This window comes from Pararhizobium mangrovi (assembly GCF_006516965.1).
Lineage (GTDB): Bacteria > Pseudomonadota > Alphaproteobacteria > Rhizobiales > Rhizobiaceae > Pararhizobium_B > Pararhizobium_B mangrovi.
The window spans coordinates 86,448-103,361 of record NZ_VHLH01000004.1; the positions used below are offsets into that span (position 1 = coordinate 86,448).

16 protein-coding genes are annotated in these 16,914 nt (G+C 63.5%); 5 read left to right on the forward strand and 11 right to left on the reverse strand.

Annotated elements, in window-relative coordinates:
* Positions 1-28 precede the first annotated feature (28 nt).
* The 3 genes from FJU11_RS03360 (at position 29) to FJU11_RS03370 (ending at position 2,590) form a co-directional block, all read left to right on the forward strand.
* The gene (locus FJU11_RS03360; RefSeq protein ID WP_141165611.1) at positions 29-805 is read left to right on the forward strand and encodes a class I SAM-dependent methyltransferase; all 777 of its coding nucleotides are present in this window, start codon (positions 29-31) and stop codon (positions 803-805) included.
* 175 nt (positions 806-980) lie between these two features.
* Positions 981-1,898: a DnaJ C-terminal domain-containing protein gene (locus tag FJU11_RS03365; RefSeq protein ID WP_141165612.1), complete on the forward strand. Its 918-nt coding sequence runs from the start codon at positions 981-983 to the stop codon at positions 1,896-1,898.
* Between the two features lie 311 nt (positions 1,899-2,209).
* Entirely contained in the window at positions 2,210-2,590 is a 381-nt protein-coding gene (locus FJU11_RS03370; RefSeq protein ID WP_141165613.1) for a hypothetical protein, read from the forward strand.
* 39 nt (positions 2,591-2,629) lie between these two features.
* On the opposite strand, the gene FJU11_RS03375 is transcribed toward FJU11_RS03370, so the two are convergent.
* From FJU11_RS03375 to ectA, 4 genes are all read right to left on the reverse strand, one after another.
* Positions 2,630-4,084, reverse strand: a complete 1,455-nt coding sequence (locus FJU11_RS03375; RefSeq protein WP_141165614.1) for an aspartate kinase — start codon at positions 4,082-4,084, stop codon at positions 2,630-2,632.
* A gap of 87 nt (positions 4,085-4,171) precedes the next feature.
* On the reverse strand, positions 4,172-4,570 hold the full coding sequence (locus FJU11_RS03380) for an ectoine synthase (RefSeq protein ID WP_141165615.1): 399 nt from the start codon (positions 4,568-4,570) through the stop codon (positions 4,172-4,174).
* Between the two features lie 55 nt (positions 4,571-4,625).
* Positions 4,626-5,921: a diaminobutyrate--2-oxoglutarate transaminase gene (gene ectB, locus FJU11_RS03385; RefSeq protein WP_141165616.1), complete on the reverse strand. Its 1,296-nt coding sequence runs from the start codon at positions 5,919-5,921 to the stop codon at positions 4,626-4,628.
* Between the two features lie 58 nt (positions 5,922-5,979).
* Positions 5,980-6,528, reverse strand: coding sequence for a diaminobutyrate acetyltransferase (ectA, locus tag FJU11_RS03390; RefSeq protein ID WP_141165617.1), 549 nt, complete (start codon positions 6,526-6,528; stop codon positions 5,980-5,982).
* Between the two features lie 305 nt (positions 6,529-6,833).
* On the opposite strand from ectA, the gene FJU11_RS03395 reads away from it, so the two are divergent.
* The gene (locus tag FJU11_RS03395; RefSeq protein ID WP_141165618.1) at positions 6,834-7,286 is read left to right on the forward strand and encodes a MarR family winged helix-turn-helix transcriptional regulator; all 453 of its coding nucleotides are present in this window, start codon (positions 6,834-6,836) and stop codon (positions 7,284-7,286) included.
* A gap of 202 nt (positions 7,287-7,488) precedes the next feature.
* On the forward strand, positions 7,489-9,411 hold the full coding sequence (locus tag FJU11_RS03400; RefSeq protein ID WP_141165619.1) for a hypothetical protein: 1,923 nt from the start codon (positions 7,489-7,491) through the stop codon (positions 9,409-9,411).
* 138 nt (positions 9,412-9,549) lie between these two features.
* Here the strand turns inward: FJU11_RS03400 and FJU11_RS03405 are convergent, their stop codons facing one another.
* The 7 genes from FJU11_RS03405 to FJU11_RS03435 all read right to left on the reverse strand — a co-directional run bounded on the left by FJU11_RS03405 (position 9,550) and on the right by FJU11_RS03435 (position 16,893).
* A complete protein-coding gene (locus FJU11_RS03405; RefSeq protein ID WP_141165620.1) occupies positions 9,550-9,867 on the reverse strand; it encodes a hypothetical protein in 318 nt (105 codons plus the stop codon).
* 61 nt (positions 9,868-9,928) lie between these two features.
* On the reverse strand, positions 9,929-10,903 hold the full coding sequence (locus FJU11_RS03410; protein ID WP_141165621.1) for a dipeptide ABC transporter ATP-binding protein: 975 nt from the start codon (positions 10,901-10,903) through the stop codon (positions 9,929-9,931).
* Positions 10,900-11,907 carry an ABC transporter ATP-binding protein gene (locus tag FJU11_RS03415; protein WP_141165622.1) on the reverse strand — a complete coding sequence of 336 codons (1,008 nt, stop codon included), beginning with the start codon at positions 11,905-11,907 and terminating at the stop codon, positions 10,900-10,902. Before FJU11_RS03415 ends, FJU11_RS03410 begins: the two co-directional genes overlap by 4 nt.
* A complete protein-coding gene (locus FJU11_RS03420) occupies positions 11,907-12,836 on the reverse strand; it encodes an ABC transporter permease subunit (RefSeq protein ID WP_141165623.1) in 930 nt (309 codons plus the stop codon). The genes FJU11_RS03415 and FJU11_RS03420 overlap by 1 nt, the downstream gene beginning before the upstream one ends.
* 1 nt (position 12,837) lies before the next feature.
* A complete protein-coding gene (locus FJU11_RS03425) occupies positions 12,838-13,845 on the reverse strand; it encodes an ABC transporter permease subunit (protein WP_141165624.1) in 1,008 nt (335 codons plus the stop codon).
* A gap of 142 nt (positions 13,846-13,987) precedes the next feature.
* Positions 13,988-15,586: an ABC transporter substrate-binding protein gene (locus FJU11_RS03430; RefSeq protein ID WP_141165625.1), complete on the reverse strand. Its 1,599-nt coding sequence runs from the start codon at positions 15,584-15,586 to the stop codon at positions 13,988-13,990.
* 275 nt (positions 15,587-15,861) lie between these two features.
* Positions 15,862-16,893: a P1 family peptidase gene (locus FJU11_RS03435; RefSeq protein ID WP_141165626.1), complete on the reverse strand. Its 1,032-nt coding sequence runs from the start codon at positions 16,891-16,893 to the stop codon at positions 15,862-15,864.
* Positions 16,894-16,914: the final 21 nt, after the last annotated feature.

Genomic DNA, 16,914 nt, shown 5'->3' on the forward strand with positions numbered 1-16,914 from the left:
TATTAAAGCCAACGGAGAAGGAAGCGATATGGAACGGGAAGACGGATACGAAACGGTCGTCGGCACGCAATTCGGCTCGCGGGCCGACGCGTATCTCGAAAGCACGGTACATGCCGGGGGCGAAGATCTCGCGGCGATCGTCGCCCAGGTCGCCGAGCGCCCGGGTCTCACCGTGCTCGACCTCGGCTGTGGCGGCGGGCACGTCACCTTCAACGCCGCACCGCACGCGGCGTCGGTCACCGCCTACGACGTCGCGCCGCAGATGCTCGCCGTCGTCGAACGGGCGGCCGCAGAACGAGGACTTTCGAACGTTAAGACACGCCGTGGCGTGGCCGAAGCGCTGCCCTTTGACGACGCCTCGTTCGATATCGTGCTGACGCGGCTCAGCGCACATCACTGGTCGGATTTCGCGAAGGGTATCGGCGAGGCGGCGCGGGTCTTGAAGCCCGGCGGCATCGTCGGCTTCGCGGACACGCTTTCGCCCGGCCGCCCGATGCTCGATACCTACCTGCAGACGATCGAAACCCTGCGCGACTGCTCGCATGTGCGCTGTTATGCGCATGCCGAATGGATCGCCGCGATGACTGGCGCGGGGCTGCGCGTCGGCGAGGCGCGTCAGTATCGGCTGCGGCTCGACTTCGACGCCTGGATCGAGCGGATGAAGACGCCACAGGTCCAGACCGATGCCATTCGTGCCCTGCAGAAGAGCGTCGCCAGCGAAGCGACCGGCTATTTCGAAACGGAAGCGGACGGCAGTTTCACGATCGACGTCGGCTGGTTCTCGGCGACGAAGCCTTCGAGCTGAGACAACTTCCGCTGGGCAACATCGCGTTGTGCACTTGCTAGCTGCTCGCCGAAGCACGATATTATGCCGCAAAACGGACACGAACCGCGCACGCCGCCTGAGTCCTTTCCAAGAGACGCTTGCGGCGTGCGCGGTCGGTCGTATGGCGCAGCGTAAACGCGGAGATTGCAGGTTTATGGCAAAGGATCCCTACACCGTGCTCGGTGTCGATCGCAACGCTTCGCAGGAGGAGATCCAGAAGGTCTTTCGCAAGCAGGCGAAGGTCAACCATCCGGATCTCAACCCCGGCAACAAGCAGGCCGAGCAGCGCTTCAAGGATCTTTCCGCCGCCTACGAAGTGCTCGGCGACAAGGAAAAGCGCGGCCGGTTCGATCGCGGCGAGATCGATGCCGACGGCAACGAGCGGGCGCAGCAACGCTCGCGCGAATATGCCGGCGCCGGTGGCAATCCGTTCGGTGGTGCCGGACGCTCCGGGTTTTCCGATTTCGGCGATGCCGAGGACATCTTTTCCCAGTTCTTCTCCAAGCGCGGTGGAGCCGGCGGCCGCAGCCGCGCCCGGGTGCGGGGACAGGACGCGAACTATTCGATGAACGTCGCGTTTCTGGACGCGATCAACGGCACGACGACCCAGATCCGTCTTCCGCACGGCTCGCCGCTCGACGTGAAGATCCCGCCGGGCACGAAGGACGGGCAGACGCTGCGGCTGAAGGGCAAGGGCGAGGTCGGCATCGGCGGAGGCGAACCCGGCGACGCGCTGATCGAGGTGCATGTCGAAGCGCATCCCTTCTTCACCCGGGAGGGCGACGACATTCGCATCGAACTGCCGATCACGCTTTCGGAAGCCGTGCTCGGCGCAAAGGTCGCCGTGCCGACGCCCGGTGGCGCCGTCACCGTTTCGGTGCCGGCGAACGCTTCCAGCGGCAAGGTTCTCCGGCTGAAGGGCAGGGGTGCTGCGAAGCGCGGCGGCGCGAAGGGCAATCTCTACGCGACGCTTCGCATCGTTCTGCCGGACGAAGCGGACGGTGAACTGCGTGCCTTCGTCGAACGCTGGAACCCGCAGCAGAGCAATCCGCGTTCGCGCATGGGTGTGTGATACGGGGCCGGCCGCGCTCGCCGGTTACCATCCCCCAAGCCGAGCCCCATGCGCCGTGAACCGCTTGCGCACCCGGCTTATCTTGCGCATACACCTTTGACATCGCGCAGGACGACCATCAGGGACCCGAGGGCAGAATGGCGGCTTTTCGAACGAAATCGAGAGCGTTTCGGACCCATTTGAAAACGCTCCGGCGTTTCAGTGCGCTCGGCGTTGCGATCGCGTGCATAAGCTCTCCGGCATTGGCACAGAATACGAGGCCGCGGCACGAGGAACCAGCATACCGGGACGACCGGTCGACCGCGCGGGCGGTGATCGAATCCCTCTATAACGCGATCAACCGGCACGAAATCGTCCGCGCCTATTCCTATTGGGGAACGGACGACGGGACCGTCGCGCCTTTCAAGACGTTTTCCGAGGGATATCGCGGCACCGTGCATGCCCGGCTCGTGGTCGGCGACATCACGTCGGACGGAGCTGCGGGAAGCATCTATTTTCACGTACCGGTGGCCGTGCGCACGGTCAACCACGACGGTTCGACCATCGTTGCGGCCGGTTGCTACACCGTTCGCCAGGTGGACCCAAAGATCCAGGGCAAGCCGCCCTTCACGCCGCTGCACATCGTTTCCGGCAAGCTCCTTCGCGCGAAGGGCCATACTTCGAACGCCGTTCCGACGACCTGCCGGGAGTAACCGGCAGGCGAAAAGGCGTTATCTCCGTCGGCTGCCGTGTCAGGCCGCTTCCAGCGGTTCCCTGGAAGTCGAAACCTCGCCCGGCTGCGCATTTTCGATCAGGCCGCGGTGCATGGCGACGATCGCCTTCTCGAAGTCCTGTTCGTCGACGATGACCTGAAGATCGACCTTGCGCATGAGGTCGTGGAGACCGAGCGGCTCGATACCGGCTTCCGTCAGGACTTCGATCGTTCTCGCCGTCGTCCGCGTACCCTTGAGATCGCGTCCGATCGCGGAGACGAGGGCCACCTTGCGGGTGCGGATCTCGGCGGCCGGATACTTCTTCGCCAGTTCCGCACTCGCCCGCTCGATCGCACTCATCGCGCCGTTGCAGAAGTGCGTGATGGCGTTCGCGTTCGACGTCTTGCAGATGATCCAGACATTGTGACGCTTCATCGCGTCCAGAATGTCGGTGTCGTACCCCTTCACGCCGACCATGTCCTGCTCGAAGAATTCGAAGGCGAAGACGTTCTTCAGGCCCGTCACCATCTCAACTCCCGGCTGGCGGGCATCGAGATCGGATTGAATGAGCGTGCCGGGATGGTCCGGCTCGAAGGTGTTCTTCACGCGCAACGGGATCTCGGCCTGGCGAAGGCTCTTCGCCGCACGGGGATGAATAGCTTCCATGCCCATGTTCGAAAGCTGGTCGGCGACGTCGTAATTCGTCTCGCCGATGACACGGACCACATCCTTGCCGACGATGTTCGGATCGGCGGAAGAAAGATGGAATTCCTTGTGGATCACGGCTTCGCTCGCACCGGTGACCACTGCGATGTGCGAAAGCGTGACTTCCGAATAACCGCGGTCGTAAGTCTGCATCAGCGCCGGTTGCGCCTGCGTGTATCCGGTGACGATCGGCAGTTCGCGCGAAAGGTCGATGTCGGCGAACGCGCGCCGGATCCGCTCGTCGAGGTCGAGCTGTTCCTCGTCGCGCCAGCCCGTCAGGTCGACATACCGGGCGTTGACACCGCGATGGCGCAGGATGAGCGCCGTATTGTAGGCGGAATGAGCCTCGCCCAGAGCGGCAAGCATTTCACGCACGGTCAGGAGGTGATGTTCGAGCTGAAAGTGCCCGTAGGAACAGAGCCGGTTGAGGTCGATCAGGCAGGAACGCACGCCCTCGACACGCTCGCGAATGAAGGCATCGGCATCGCCGCGTGCCGTCGGATCCTTGAAGATCTCGGCATTCTTGGCGAGCATCTTCTGCGCGACTTCCGTCAGCGCATCACCCCAGCTCCAACCGCCATCGGCGCTGGCGAACAGGGCGTAGACACCGGGTTCGCCGCTCTTTTTGTGCTCGAGAAGGGCGTCCGTCATGCCGCCATAGGCGGATACGACGAAGATGCGGTTATATAGATCGGCGTTCTCGCGGTTTCCGATGATGACGTTGTCGAGCAACGCCTCGGTGCGCGACATCGACGTGCCACCGATTTTCTCTACGGAATGAGAAGTCATGGAATCTCCGATATGCGTCCCCGGTGACCGGGGACGCTCAAGCGGGGTCTTGATGGCGAATGCACGGGCGGCATGGAACGCCCATGGCTAGGCGGCTTCGCCGGGAGGTGCGTAGGAGCCATCCTCGCGATGGACTTCCTGCCCGGTCACCGGCGGGTTGAAGCTGCACGCGACGACGAGATCCTCGCCGGCATTCGTTCGCACGGTGTGACGATCGTGCTCGTTCAGGGCGTACATTACACCAGGCTTGATCGTGTGCGTCTTGCCGGTGCCGTGATCCTCGATCGTGCCTTCGCCGGAGATGCAGTAGACCGCTTCGAAGTGATGCTTGTATTCGAAGGTATTGGTGCTGCCCGCGAATAGGCGGGTGATATGGAATGAAAATCCCATATCGTCGCCCGCCAGCAGCAGGCGCGTGGAATCCCAGCCTTCGGACTTCACAAGCCGCTCGCCGCTGCGTGCTTCTTCGAGTTCCCTTACGATCATGTCGTTCGTCGTCCCTGTCTATTATTGTTGCTGAAAGCGCTCGACCGCGTGCGGCCTATTCGGCCGCTGCGAGATGGCTCTGTCCGAAGACCGTGGCGAACGCGTTCTCCATGACGTCGAGACCGGCGTCGAGCACTTCCTTTTCGATCGTCAGCGGGCACAGCACCTTGACGATTTCATCGTGCGGTCCGGACGTTTCGATGATCAGGTCGTGCTTGAAGCACTCCTTGCAGATCGCCTCGGCGCGCTCGCCGCTGCCGGCATTGACGCCACGCATCATGCCGCGTCCACGCGCCGAAAGCCCGTGGTTCTGCGCGATCTTCTCCAGCCGGGAAGCCAGATGGTCGCCCTTCTCCTTCACGGCCTTCTCGAAGCGATCGTTCTTCCAGAACTTTTCGAGCGCGACGCGTGCGGTGACGAAGGCATGGTTGTTGCCGCGGAAAGTACCGTTGTGCTCGGCAGGCTTCCAGATGTCGTGCTCGGGACGGATGAGAATGGCAGCCATCGGCAGGCCCATGCCCGAAATCGACTTGGCATGCGTGATGATATCGGGATCGAGACCGATCTCCTCGAAAGAGAAGAACGTGCCCGTGCGACCGCAGCCCGCCTGAATGTCGTCGATGATCAACAGCGCGCCGTGCTTGCGGGCGATCGCCTGGACCTTGCGCAGCCAGTCGGCAGACGCAGCTTTGAGGCCGCCTTCGCCCTGAACTGCCTCGACGATGATCGCCGCCGGCGCGTCGATGCCGCTGCCCGGGTCGGAAAGCTGGGTGTCGAGCATTTCGGCCGTATCGACGTCCGGTCCGAAATAACCGTCGTAGGCCGCGCGATGGATGCCGGACAGCGTCACACCGGCCGCGCCGCGATGGCCACTGTTGCCCGTCGCCGCCAGAGCGCCGAGGGACACGCCATGATAGCCGTTCGTGAACGAGACGATGAACTGACGCCCGGTCACCTTGCGAGCGAGCTTCATCGCCGCCTCGACGGCGTTGGCGCCCGTCGGTCCCGTAAACTGCATCCTGTAGTTCATGTTGCGTGGCCTGAGGATGATGTTCTCGTACGCCGCGAGGAAGTCACGCTTGGCGTTCGTGAAGAGATCCAGACCCTGGGTAAGGCCGTCGCTGGTGATGTGGTCGATCAGCGCGCTCTTCATGTCGGGATCGTTGTGACCGTAGTTCAGCGACGAGCAGCCGGCGAGGAAATCGATGTACTCGGTGCCGTCCGCGCCGTGGATCTTCGCATTGCGCGCCTTGGTGAAGAGGCGCGGAAAGCTGCGCGAATAACTGCGCACCTGACTTTCGACGCGATCGAAGATTTCGGTATCACCAGCGGTCTGCATGGCGTCGGTCATGATGGGGAACCTCTTTGTCTGGACGGAAGACGCGGTGTGTGCTCGCAACGCATGACGTCTAGGCGGCGGATTTCACATTACCCGAAACGCGTGCGAACGGCCCGATCGAGACCAGGTGTTCGGTCGCGTGATTACCGTCGAAATGCGTGTCTTCTTCGAAATGTTCCGCACGGCGGATATCCGCGTCGAGTGCGGCTGCGATCTTGCCGAAGAGCGACCACGAGGCGTCGTTGTCGTCGGTGATGGTCGTGTTGATGTAGGCAACCTCGGCGCACACCTCGCGAGCGAGCACATCGCGCACGAGACGCTTGCCGAGGCCATGGCCGCGCGCATCCTCGCGCACGCACACCTGCCAAACGAAAAGGCGATCGGGATCCTCCGGCGGAATGTATGCCGAAACCCAGCCGACGGCCTCGCCGTTTCGTTCGGCCAGCGCGCAGGTCGAGGAGAAATGCGTGCACTGCAGGAGATTGCAGTACATCGAATTCTCGTCGAGCGTGCCGGCGTCGCGCACCAGCTTCCAGATCTCGGAGCCATCCTGTTCGGTAGGCTCGCGGATCACGATGTCGTCTTTGGGCTGGTTCTGGTTTTCGTTCACCGGATGCATGTCCATCTCCGTATAAGTCGACCTGAAGTTTAGGCACTACGAACTAAATGTCAAGCGGATCACGCCCGACTGCCGGTTCGCTCGCAAACGCGTGCGGATCCGGCCCAGACAGTATCTTTATTCCGCACGACCATGGATCCATAAGCCGACTTCCCTACGCGTAATTCCCCTTGGGAACGCCGCATATTGCCAAAGAAGTTAGTTTGGACTAAATAAATTTCGAGCGGAAAACACCCTCGGTTTCGAAGGCGCTGTGAGGATTGGGCCAGATCGTGGACGACCGGACGAAGACAGTTCTGACAGCCATGCGCAAAGTCCTTCGGGTCAGTAACGCAAACAGCAAGGCTTTGATCCGCGAGACGGGGCTTACGCCTTCACAATTGATCCTGCTGCAGCTTCTCGACGATGGACGCGAGAAGACCGCCGGCGAGATCGCCACCTCCATGCGCATCACGCAGGCGACGACGACGGCACTCATTCACAAACTCGAAGCGCTCGGCTTCATCCTGCGCCATAAGGGCGAAACGGACCGCCGGCGCGTCTGGCTCACGCTGAGCACCAGGGGCGAACAGGCGCTCGCGATCGCCCCGGACGGCGTTCATGCACGGTTTCACGAGCGCTTTTCCCGGCTGAAGGATTGGGAACAGGCGATGATGATCGCCTCGCTCGAACGCGTTGCGGACATGCTCGGCGACGAGGATCTCGATTCGCAGACGCTCGACGAGGCGGCCACTCCGGTCGGCTACGAGACCGCTTGAAGGCCGATTCGCTGATCGAGTATCACCATTCCCGGTCCCGGAAATCGCAGAATTTGCGACGAGTACGGTCGATAACGGTTCGTATCCGCGTTCCGGCCGAAGTTTGGCGGCCGGATCGTTTGGCAACCTCGAAGCGAGCGCGCTATAGAATCGCGTTCCGATCCTTTCCATCCGGCCGGCTCGCGAGGAGGCCCGTAAAATCATGACAGACCGCACCTCCGCCCGTATCGACAGCGACCGACTGCGTGCGCTCTTCGAGGGCATTCAGGCCTTTGGTCGACAAGGGGCGACGGACGATGCCGAGCGGCCGGCCTTCGGCGAGGCCGACATGGCCGCACGGCGCTGGTTTGCCGAGCAGATGAGCGATGCCGGCCTTCGGGTATCCCGGGACGATGCGGGTAACCTCCTTGGTCGATGGGGTGCCGACAGCGGCGCGGCCGTCGTCCTCGGCGCCCATCTCGACGGTGGTCCTTCGGACGCCTTCGACGGTGCGCTTGCGGCGAGCCTCGCGCTCGAAAGCATCCGCACGTTGAAGGAAGCGGAAGACGGCTCTCCGAAATGTTCGATCGAACTCGTCGTCTTCGCCGACGGCGCCGGGCGTTTTGCCGATCGTCTGGGCGTGCGCGCGTTTGCAGGCGCCCCGCAGATCGAGGACCTGTCGGCAGCGAGCGACGTTGATGGCGTGACGCTGGAAGACGCGATGGCCGGGGCCGATCTCAATGTCGCGCTGATCGAAACGGCCGCCCGCTCCGGCGAGGCGATCCGCGCCTTCGTCGACCTGCATGTCGACGACACCGGCGCGCTTTCGAGGGAAGGCAACGCGGTCGGCATCGTCGAGCAGGTGACCGGAGAGAGTGTGCGGCGCGTGCGCCTCACCGCAACCGGCGGACATACCGGCACGCAATCGCCGGACGCGCTGGCCGGCATGTGCGAGATCGGCGCGACGCTTTCCTCGATCATGCGCATCGTCGGCAGCGAAGCCTCGCGTATGACGATGGGCGAGGTGGATGTCGCCGCCAACCGCGGACCCGGCGTTTCGAAGGAGGTCGCTTTCTCGCTCTATCTTTCGGACCCCGACGAAAGGACGATGCAGTCGCTCGGCGCGGCGTTCATCGCGCTTGTCGAACGTGTCGCGAACGCAAGGGGCCTCGATATGGCGATCGAGGAGAAGGTCTGGGAGCAGCCGAAGGCGCTCGACGGCGAAATCGCCGGTATCGTCGAAGCTGAGGCGCAGCGCCTCGACCTGACGGCAACGCGTATGGTCGTTGCCGGACGCAAGGCGCAGATCATGCAGGCACGGGGTCCGAGCGGCCTCATCGTCTTCACGCCGGCGGACGGCGATCCGGGAGCCGGCAAGGTGAATTGGGACGCGCTCGAGCGCGTGGCGAACCTGCACCTCGCGACCCTGGTGCGTCTGGCGGAAACGGGCACGAGCCTTGCCGCACCGACCCCGCTATCGCCTGTTCCGGCCGATGAGGAAGCCATGCATGCGGAGATGGCGGAGGCCGCCGAAGAGCCGCAGACCGTTACCGAGCCGGAACCGGAACCCGTCGCCTTCAGTGCCGCAAGCATCGCTGCCGCGCAGGAGGCGATGGTCGCCGAGTTCGGCGAGGCCGGAAGCGACGACACCAGCAGCGAGGAAACCGGCGAGGAGGATGCGAGCGTCGAGGATCCGGCCGACGACGCCATTTTCGATGCTCAGGAGAGCGAACTCGAGGCGGCGCTCGACAGCGAACTGGCTGAGGAACTCGCGGCCGAGCCCGACGAGGATCCCGGCGAAGAGGAAGCGTTGCCGGTGCCGAGCGTAGCGCATCAGCAGGACGTCGAACTGGAACGGGCGGAAACGGTGGCCTTGGCGGACGAGCCGACATCGTCGGTCATCGATGCGCCGGAAACGTTCGAGACCGCAGAGGCTCCGTCCGATCCAGCTGTGGACATGGGGTCGAAGGAGACGGACCAGCCGGAAGCCGATGGCGCGGTCGTTCAGGACGTGGATATACCTCGTTCGTCCGACGACGATACGGCGCCGCGCAAGAACGACGAGGACACCGAAGAAGACATCGATTTCGACTTCGAACTCGATGATTTCATGCTGGACGATAACGAACGGCGCGAGGACAAGTAGCGGCTGTTTCGTTTCTTCGTTGAAGTCTCAAAGAAGAATGCCGCAGGGGCGATCCTGCGGCATTCTTCGTTTTGCAGATGTGTCGAGTACGGCGCTCGGCCGGCCGAGTTCGCGTAGTGCTTACAAGGCGCGCGCGGACTACTTCTCGGATTTCATCAGATACCAGAGGCCGGCGCCGATCAGGCCGACGGCCGCGATCGTTGCTGTCGAGACGGCCACCGGGTTTTCGCGCGTGACGCCTGCCAGATAGTTGCCCTCGCGCTTGGCGTAGCGCTCCGCACGGCGAAGACCACGAAACGTCCCGTCGTAAAGATCGCGCGAGCGATTTCCGAGAAAATCGAGCGCCATCCGTCCGGACGGCACGGAATTCGAAACCCGGGCTGCCTCGCGACGAAGTTCGTGAATCTGGCGTTCCAGGGCGGTGATGGCTCTGTCGATTTCGGGATGGTTCGTCATTTTCAACCTCGTTCACGGGAGCAGGAAAAAACGGACAACTACGCGAGAATGTTCCAGCTTTTCATGCGGTCGTCTCGTTTTCAGCAAGCGGATGGTAGCATGCGGCGAAATGGCCGGCTTCGCCGGTATCGGGCGGGAAGGCGCGCGTGCAATCCGCCTGCGCCTTCCAGCACCGCGGGTTGAAGGGGCAGCCAGGCGGCGGGTCGAGCGGCGAGGGCAGTTCGCCGGTCAACGGAATGCGGTTCTTCTCGCGTGTCGGATCGGCGACCGGCGTCGCCGAAAGAAGCGCCGCGGTATAGGGGTGGGTCGGATGCGCGAAGACCTCCTTCGCGCTGCCGTGCTCGACGACCCGGCCGAGATACATGATCAGGATCTCGTCGGCGATATGACGCACGACAGAAAGGTCGTGGCTGATGAAGACGTAGGCGAGACCGAATTCTTCCTGAAGGTCGTTCAGGATGTTGAGCACCTGCGCCTGGATCGAGACGTCGAGCGCGGAAACCGGCTCGTCCAGGACGAGGACGCGCGGTTGCAGCATGAGCGCGCGAGCGATCGCGATGCGCTGGCGCTGGCCGCCGGAAAACATGTGCGGATACCGCTCGTAGTGTTCGGCGCGAAGGCCGACACGTTCGAGCATGGCAAGCCCGCGGCGCTTGCGCTCCCTGGCCTTCACGTCGGTGTTCAGCTTCAGCGGCTCTTCCAGGATCGCACCGATCTTCTGGCGGGGATTGAGCGAGCCGAACGGGTTCTGGAAGACGATCTGGATCGCCTGGCGAAGCTTCGGATCCGCCTTGCCGCTGACGGTTCTGCCGTCGATGGTGAGTTCGCCTCGCGAGGGCGGCTCGATCATGGTTAGGACGCGTGCGAGCGTCGACTTCCCGCAACCCGATTCGCCGACGATGGCGAGCGTGCGCCCGGCTTCGAGATCGAAGGAGGCACCGTCGAGTGCACGCACGGTCGCCGGTTTCGCGAAGGCACCGCTCGATGTTTCGTAAAAGCGCGCGAGGTCACGCGCTTCGAGAACGTGTTCGCTCATGAGGTGACGTCGTCCATCGCGTTCGCCTCTTCCTTGCCGGTCGGCCGGCCGTTCACGAGGGGGTAGTTGCACAGCGCGCCACCGAACTCCGGGCCCTGTCGTTTGACCGACCTGCGGCAAAGGTCGTCGGCATAGCGGCATCGCGGCGAGAACAGGCAGCCTTCCGGCCGGTCGTACTGGCCGGGCACGACGCCCGGAATGGCGGGCAGGCGCTTGTCCGTCGCGCGTTCGGGCAGGGCCGCGAGAAGCGCTGCGGTATAGGGGTGGTGCGGATCGGCGAAGAGATCCTTCACGTGCTGCTCTTCGACCTTTTCGCCGGCATACTGGACCTGAACGCGCTCGGCGGTCTCGGCCACCACGCCCATGTCGTGCGTGATGAGGATGAGCGCCATGTCCTTCTTTTTCTGAAGATCGACGAGCAGTTCCAGGATCTGGGCCTGGATCGTGACGTCGAGGGCCGTCGTCGGCTCGTCGGCGATCAGGAGCTTGGGATCGCAGGCGAGCGCCATGGCGATCATCACGCGCTGGCTCATGCCGCCCGAAAGCTGGTGCGGAAAGACGTTCAGCCGCTTTTCGGGCGCCGGAATACCGACCTGCTTCAAGAGCTCGATCGCCTTTTCGCGCCGCTCCTTCCGGCCGAGGCCGAGATGTTTGCGCAGCGATTCGCCGAGCTGGAAGCCGACGGTGAAGCACGGGTTGAGGCTCGACATCGGCTCCTGAAAGATCATTGCCATCTCGCGGCCGATGACCTTGCGGCGCGCGCGCGGACCCATGGCGCGCAGATCGTTGCCCTGAAAGGCCAGCCGCTTCGCCTCGACGCTCGCCGTCCAGGGCAGGAGACCCATGAGGGCGAGCATGGCGACGGACTTGCCGGAGCCCGATTCGCCGACGATCGACAGGATCTCGCCCTGGTCGCAGGTCAGCGATATGTCGTGAACAGCACGGAACATGCCGCCAGACGTCTGGAAGCTGACCGAAAGGTTCTCGATTTCGAGAAGCGCCATCAGGACCTCTTCAGCTTGGGATCGAGCGCGTCGCGCAGGCCGTCGCCCATCAGGTTGATGGCGAGCACGGTGACGAGGATGGCAAGGCCCGGGAAGGTGACCGCCCACCACGCCTTCAGGATGAACTCGCGCGATTCGGCGAGCATCGTTCCCCATTCCGGGGTGGGCGGTTGCGCGCCCATGCCGAGGAAGCCGAGTGCCGCTGCGTCGAGAATGGCGTTCGAAAAGGAAAGTGCGGCCTGGACTATGACAGGACCGAGACAGTTCGGCAGTAGCGTGCGCGTCATCAGGTAGAACGGCGACGCGCCGGCGACACGTGCGGAAATCACGTATTCCCGGTCGATCTCGCCAATCACCGCAGCTCGCGTCAGCCGGACGAAGTGCGGCTGCAGGACGATGGCGATGGCGATCATGGCGTTGACGAGGCCGGGGCCGAGCACGGCGACGAGCACGAGCGCCAGAAGCAGCGAGGGAAAGGCGAGGATGACATCCATGATCCGCATGATCAGCGTATCGAGCCATCCGCGAACGTAACCGGCGATGAGGCCGACCGTAACGCCGCCCAGCAAAGCGATCGCCACCACGACGATGCCGATGAAGAGCGAAAAGCGCGAGCCGTAGATCAGGCGCGAGAAGATATCGCGGCCGACGGCGTCCGTGCCGAGGAAGAAGCGCCATTCGCCTCCCGACGTCCATGCGGGCGGCAGGAGCTGGGCGTTGTCGAACTGGATGTTCGGGTCGTGCGGGGCGAGCAGCGGCGCGAGGATGGCCACCAGCACGAGCAGGGCGAAAACGACGAGGCCGGCGACGGCACCGCGGTTTTCGGAGAAGTAGTACCAGAACTCGGACAGGCCCGAGCGCCGCGCCGGGGTTTCGTTCCTGGCGAGCTCTTCGGCCGCTTCTTCGGAGATGCTTTCTTCAAGCGCCATGTCAGGTGTGCCGGATGCGCGGGTTGATGAAGCCGTAGAGGACGTCGACGGCAAGGTTCACGAGCATGATGATGATCGCGATGATGAGCAGACCGCCCTGAATGACGGGGTAGTCTCGGCGGAAGACCGAGTCGACCATCCACTTGCCGATCCCGGGCCACGAGAAGATGGTTTCCGTCAGGATCGCGCCGGCCATCAGCACGCCGACCTGAAGGCCGATGGTGGTGACGACCGGGATCATCGCGTTTCTCAACGCATGGATGCCGACGACGCGGCGCGGCGGCATACCCTTGGCGCGAGCCGTGCGCACATAGTCCTCGCCGAGGACTTCGAGCATTGCCGAACGCGTCTGCCGGGCGATGACGGCGAGCGGAATCGTGGCGAGCACGATCGCCGGCAGCACGAGGTGGGATAGCGCCGAGGTAAACGCGCCTTCCTGTCCGGAAAGCAGACTGTCGATCAGCATGAACCCCGTCGGCGTCGGGAAATAATACATCAGCGAGATGCGACCGGAGACCGGCGTCCAGCCAAGGATCCCGGAAAAGAGAATGATGAGCAACGGTCCCCACCAGAAGATCGGCATGGAATAGCCGATGAGGGCGGTGCCCATGATGCCCTGTTCGAGCACGGAACCGCGCTTGATCGCAGCGAGCATGCCGGCTGGAATGCCGATGCCGACCGCGAGGATCATCGCGCAGATCGATAGTTCGAGGGTCGCGGGAAAGCGCGAGAAGAATTCGTCGATGACCGGACGCTTGGTCACGACGGAACTGCCGAAATCGCCGGTCAGCACCCCGCCGAGATAGTCGAGGTATTGGAGCGGCAGCGACTTGTCGAGCCCGAGCGCGTGCATGGCCGCGGCGTGCTGCGCGGGCGTCATGCCATGCTCGCCCGCCATCAGGATCACGGGGTCGCCCGGCAGAAGGCGGATGAACGAGAAGGCGATCAGCGACACGCCGATGAAGGTCGGCACGAGGACGGCGATGCGCCTGAGGATGAATTGTAGCATGCGTTACCCTGCGAGGCTCCGTTCGACTGGCCGTACGGAACGCCCGGCCCGTTCCGATGAACGGGAGGCCGACGCTGACGAACGGGAGCAACCGGATGGAAAGCGCCGGATACCGGCGCTTTCCGATACTTGATCGAGGTGCCTACTGCGACAGGCTCACATCGTCGAAGCGGTGGAAGCCGAGCGGGTCCTGCTGGAAGCCCTGGACCTTCTTGCTCATCGGCATGATGACGGTCGAATGGTCGATCGTCATCCACGGTGCCTGCTGCTTGAAGATCTTCTGGGCCTGCTGGTAGAGCTTGACGCGCTCGTCCTTGTCGGTGGTGCGGGCGGCCTTGTCGACGAGGCTCTGGAAATCCTTGTCGCACCATTCCGCGACGTTGTTCGACGTTCCGACGCCGTCGCAGCCGAGGAGGGTGTTCAGGAAGTTGTCCGGATCGCCGTTGTCGCCCGTCCAGCCCAGCATCACCGCGCCGTCATGGTCCTTCTGGCCGGCGCGCTTGATGTATTCGCCCCATTCGTAGCTGACGATGTTGGCCGTGACGCCGATCTTCTTGAAGTCGGCCTGGATGATTTCCGCGGCGCGCCGTGCGTTCAGCATGTAGGGACGCGAGACCGGCATCGCCCAGATGTTCATCTTGAGGTTCTTGACGCCGGCGTCGGCCAGCATCTGCTTGGCCTTGTCGGGATCGTACGGATCGTCCTGGACGGACTTGTTGTAGCTCCACATGGTCGGCGGGATCGGGTTCGTGGCGACCTGCGCCATGCCCTGAAAGACCGACTGGACGATCGCCTTCTTGTCGACGGCCATGTTGAGCGCCTTGCGCACCTTGACGTTGTCGAAGGGCTTCTGGCTGACGTTATAAGCCAGATATGCGATGTTAAGGCCCGGCTGTTCAAGAACCTGGAGGCTGTCGTCCTTCTTCAGCCCGGCCACGTCCGCCGCATTCGGGTACGGCATGATCTGGCATTCGCCGGACTTCAGCTTCTGCGTGCGCACGGAAGCTTCCGGCGTGATCGCGAAGACGAGATTGTCGAGCTTCTGCTTGCCGTCCCAGTAGTCCGGGTTCGCCTTGTAGCGAATGACGGCGTCCGGCTGATAGGCGACGAAGGTGAACGGACCGGTGCCGACCGGCTTCTGGTTCAGATCGCCCATGTTGCCGTTCTTCTTGAGCTGATCGGCGTACTCCTTCGACATGATCGACGAGAAGTCCATGGCGAGATCGGCCAGGAACGGCGCGCTCGGACGCGACAGGGTGAACTTCACCGTCTTGTCGTCGACCTTCTCGACCTTCTTGAGCAGCGAATCGAAGCCCATGCTCGAAAAGTAGGTGTAGGTCGTGCCGTTGGCGTAGTCGTGCCAGGGGTTGCCGTCCTTGAGCTGACGGTTGAACGAGAAGACGACGTCGTCGGCGTTCATGTCGCGGGAAGGCTTGAAGTAGTCGGTCGCGCCGAACTTGACGCCGTCGCGAAGGTGGAAGGTGTAGACCGTGCCGTCGTCCGAGACGTCCCAGCTCTTGGCGAGGCCGGGGGTCAGCTCGGTGCTACCGTGCTTGAACTCGACGAGGCGGTTGTAGATCGTGCGCGACGAGGCGTCGAAGGTCGTACCGGTCGTGTAGAGCGCGGGATCGAAGCCTTCCGGCGAGCCTTCCGAGCAATAGACCAGCGTCTGTGCCTGCACCGCCGATGCCATGACCGACGCGAAGAGCGATGCGGTCAGCACTTTGGTAATTCGTTTCATGAAATTCTCCCAGTTTCGTCAAGGCGCGCATGACGGTGAACGCCGCAGCCGGCGGCTAGGCGGAACGCGATCCGATCACGGTCAGGAACACGACCCGGTTTCACCGATGCGTAAATCGCCTATTAGTCGCCACAATCCGCACCCGCAATCGAGTTTTGATCTTCGCAACTTCCTTGCGCATATAATGTGCCACGCGACATTCTGCGCAAAATAACGCCGCCCTGTCGACCGAAAATCACGGAAAGCGCCTTCGGACACGCCGACACCGCTTTCCCTCATGCGCCTTTGCTGCGGTCGGCGGGATCGTCGCGCACGGTCTCGGACCACGTCGGAAGGGTATCGCCGGCCGCCGGTCGCGCCGCGTAGACGGCACGCGCGATCGCGCGGGCAAGGCAGAGAGCTGCACCGTGGCCGAGCATCAGCAACGTGTGGGGATCATCGCCGGGCGGCTTGGCTCCCGTCGCCGCGGCGAAGACGAGATCGCCGTCGAAGAATGTATGGGAAGGAACGATCGCGCGTGCCATCCCGTCGTGGGCCGCGGTCGCCATGCGCTGCGCCCCGGCCTTGGTCAGCGCCGCATCGGTCGCGACGATCGCGATCGTCGTGTTGGCGCCGGACGCGAAGGCCTCGCCCTTCCGGTTGGCAGGCTGGACGAGCCCCGGCGTTTCGGGCGACGGGCCAAGCCCGCCGAACTCGCCATCGACCTCGAAGGGCGCCGCCCAGAAATGCGGACCGTTCCCGACCGTGACGCTGCCATAAGGATTGGCCGCGACGAGCGCACCGACGGTGTGGCCGCTGTCGAGCACGAGCGAGGCCGAACCGAGACCGCCCTTCAGCGTGCCGGTGGTGGCACCCGTTCCCGCACCTTCGGAACCGACCGGGAACGTCTCGCCCGCCGCCTCGAACGCCGCACGGCCGAGGGCGTGGTAGGGGTTTTCCGTCCAAGCCTTGTCGCCTCCGTTCGTCAGATCGAAAAGGATGGCGGCCGGAACGATGGGCACGCTTACCGGCCCGACGGTCAGACCGCGACCGGCCGCACGAAGACCGTCCGAAACCCCGGATGCCGCATCGAGGCCGAAAGCGGAACCGCCTGAAAGGACGAGCGCATCGACCGTTTCGACCATGCGGCCCGGCGCGAGCAGGTCGGTTTCCCGTGTGCCGGGCGCGCCGCCCATCACGTGGACGGCGGCGGTGAAGCGATCGGCGGAGGTCAGGACGGTGACGCCGGACTTCAGCCGCGCATCCGCCGCGTTGCCGACGATCAGCCCCTCGACGTCGGTGATGAGATTGCGTGGACCGGGTTTCACCTATGGCCTCCCTGGCTCATT

Coding starts and splice junctions, on each gene's coding strand:
- FJU11_RS03375 (WP_141165614.1), bottom strand. CDS start 4,084: ATGACTTCTCATTCCGTAGAGAAAATCGGTGGCACGTCGATGTCGCGC.
- FJU11_RS03380 (WP_141165615.1), bottom strand. CDS start 4,570: ATGATCGTAAGGGAACTCGAAGAAGCACGCAGCGGCGAGCGGCTTGTG.
- FJU11_RS03415 (WP_141165622.1), bottom strand. CDS start 11,907: ATGGCGCTTCTCGAAATCGAGAACCTTTCGGTCAGCTTCCAGACGTCT.
- FJU11_RS03420 (WP_141165623.1), bottom strand. CDS start 12,836: ATGGCGCTTGAAGAAAGCATCTCCGAAGAAGCGGCCGAAGAGCTCGCC.
- FJU11_RS03430 (WP_141165625.1), bottom strand. CDS start 15,586: ATGAAACGAATTACCAAAGTGCTGACCGCATCGCTCTTCGCGTCGGTC.
- FJU11_RS03395 (WP_141165618.1), top strand. CDS start 6,834: ATGCGCAAAGTCCTTCGGGTCAGTAACGCAAACAGCAAGGCTTTGATC.
- ectB (WP_141165616.1), bottom strand. CDS start 5,921: ATGACCGACGCCATGCAGACCGCTGGTGATACCGAAATCTTCGATCGC.
- FJU11_RS03365 (WP_141165612.1), top strand. CDS start 981: ATGGCAAAGGATCCCTACACCGTGCTCGGTGTCGATCGCAACGCTTCG.
- FJU11_RS03410 (WP_141165621.1), bottom strand. CDS start 10,903: ATGAGCGAACACGTTCTCGAAGCGCGTGACCTCGCGCGCTTTTACGAA.
- FJU11_RS03425 (WP_141165624.1), bottom strand. CDS start 13,845: ATGCTACAATTCATCCTCAGGCGCATCGCCGTCCTCGTGCCGACCTTC.
- FJU11_RS03360 (WP_141165611.1), top strand. CDS start 29: ATGGAACGGGAAGACGGATACGAAACGGTCGTCGGCACGCAATTCGGC.
- FJU11_RS03400 (WP_141165619.1), top strand. CDS start 7,489: ATGACAGACCGCACCTCCGCCCGTATCGACAGCGACCGACTGCGTGCG.
- FJU11_RS03405 (WP_141165620.1), bottom strand. CDS start 9,867: ATGACGAACCATCCCGAAATCGACAGAGCCATCACCGCCCTGGAACGC.
- ectA (WP_141165617.1), bottom strand. CDS start 6,528: ATGCATCCGGTGAACGAAAACCAGAACCAGCCCAAAGACGACATCGTG.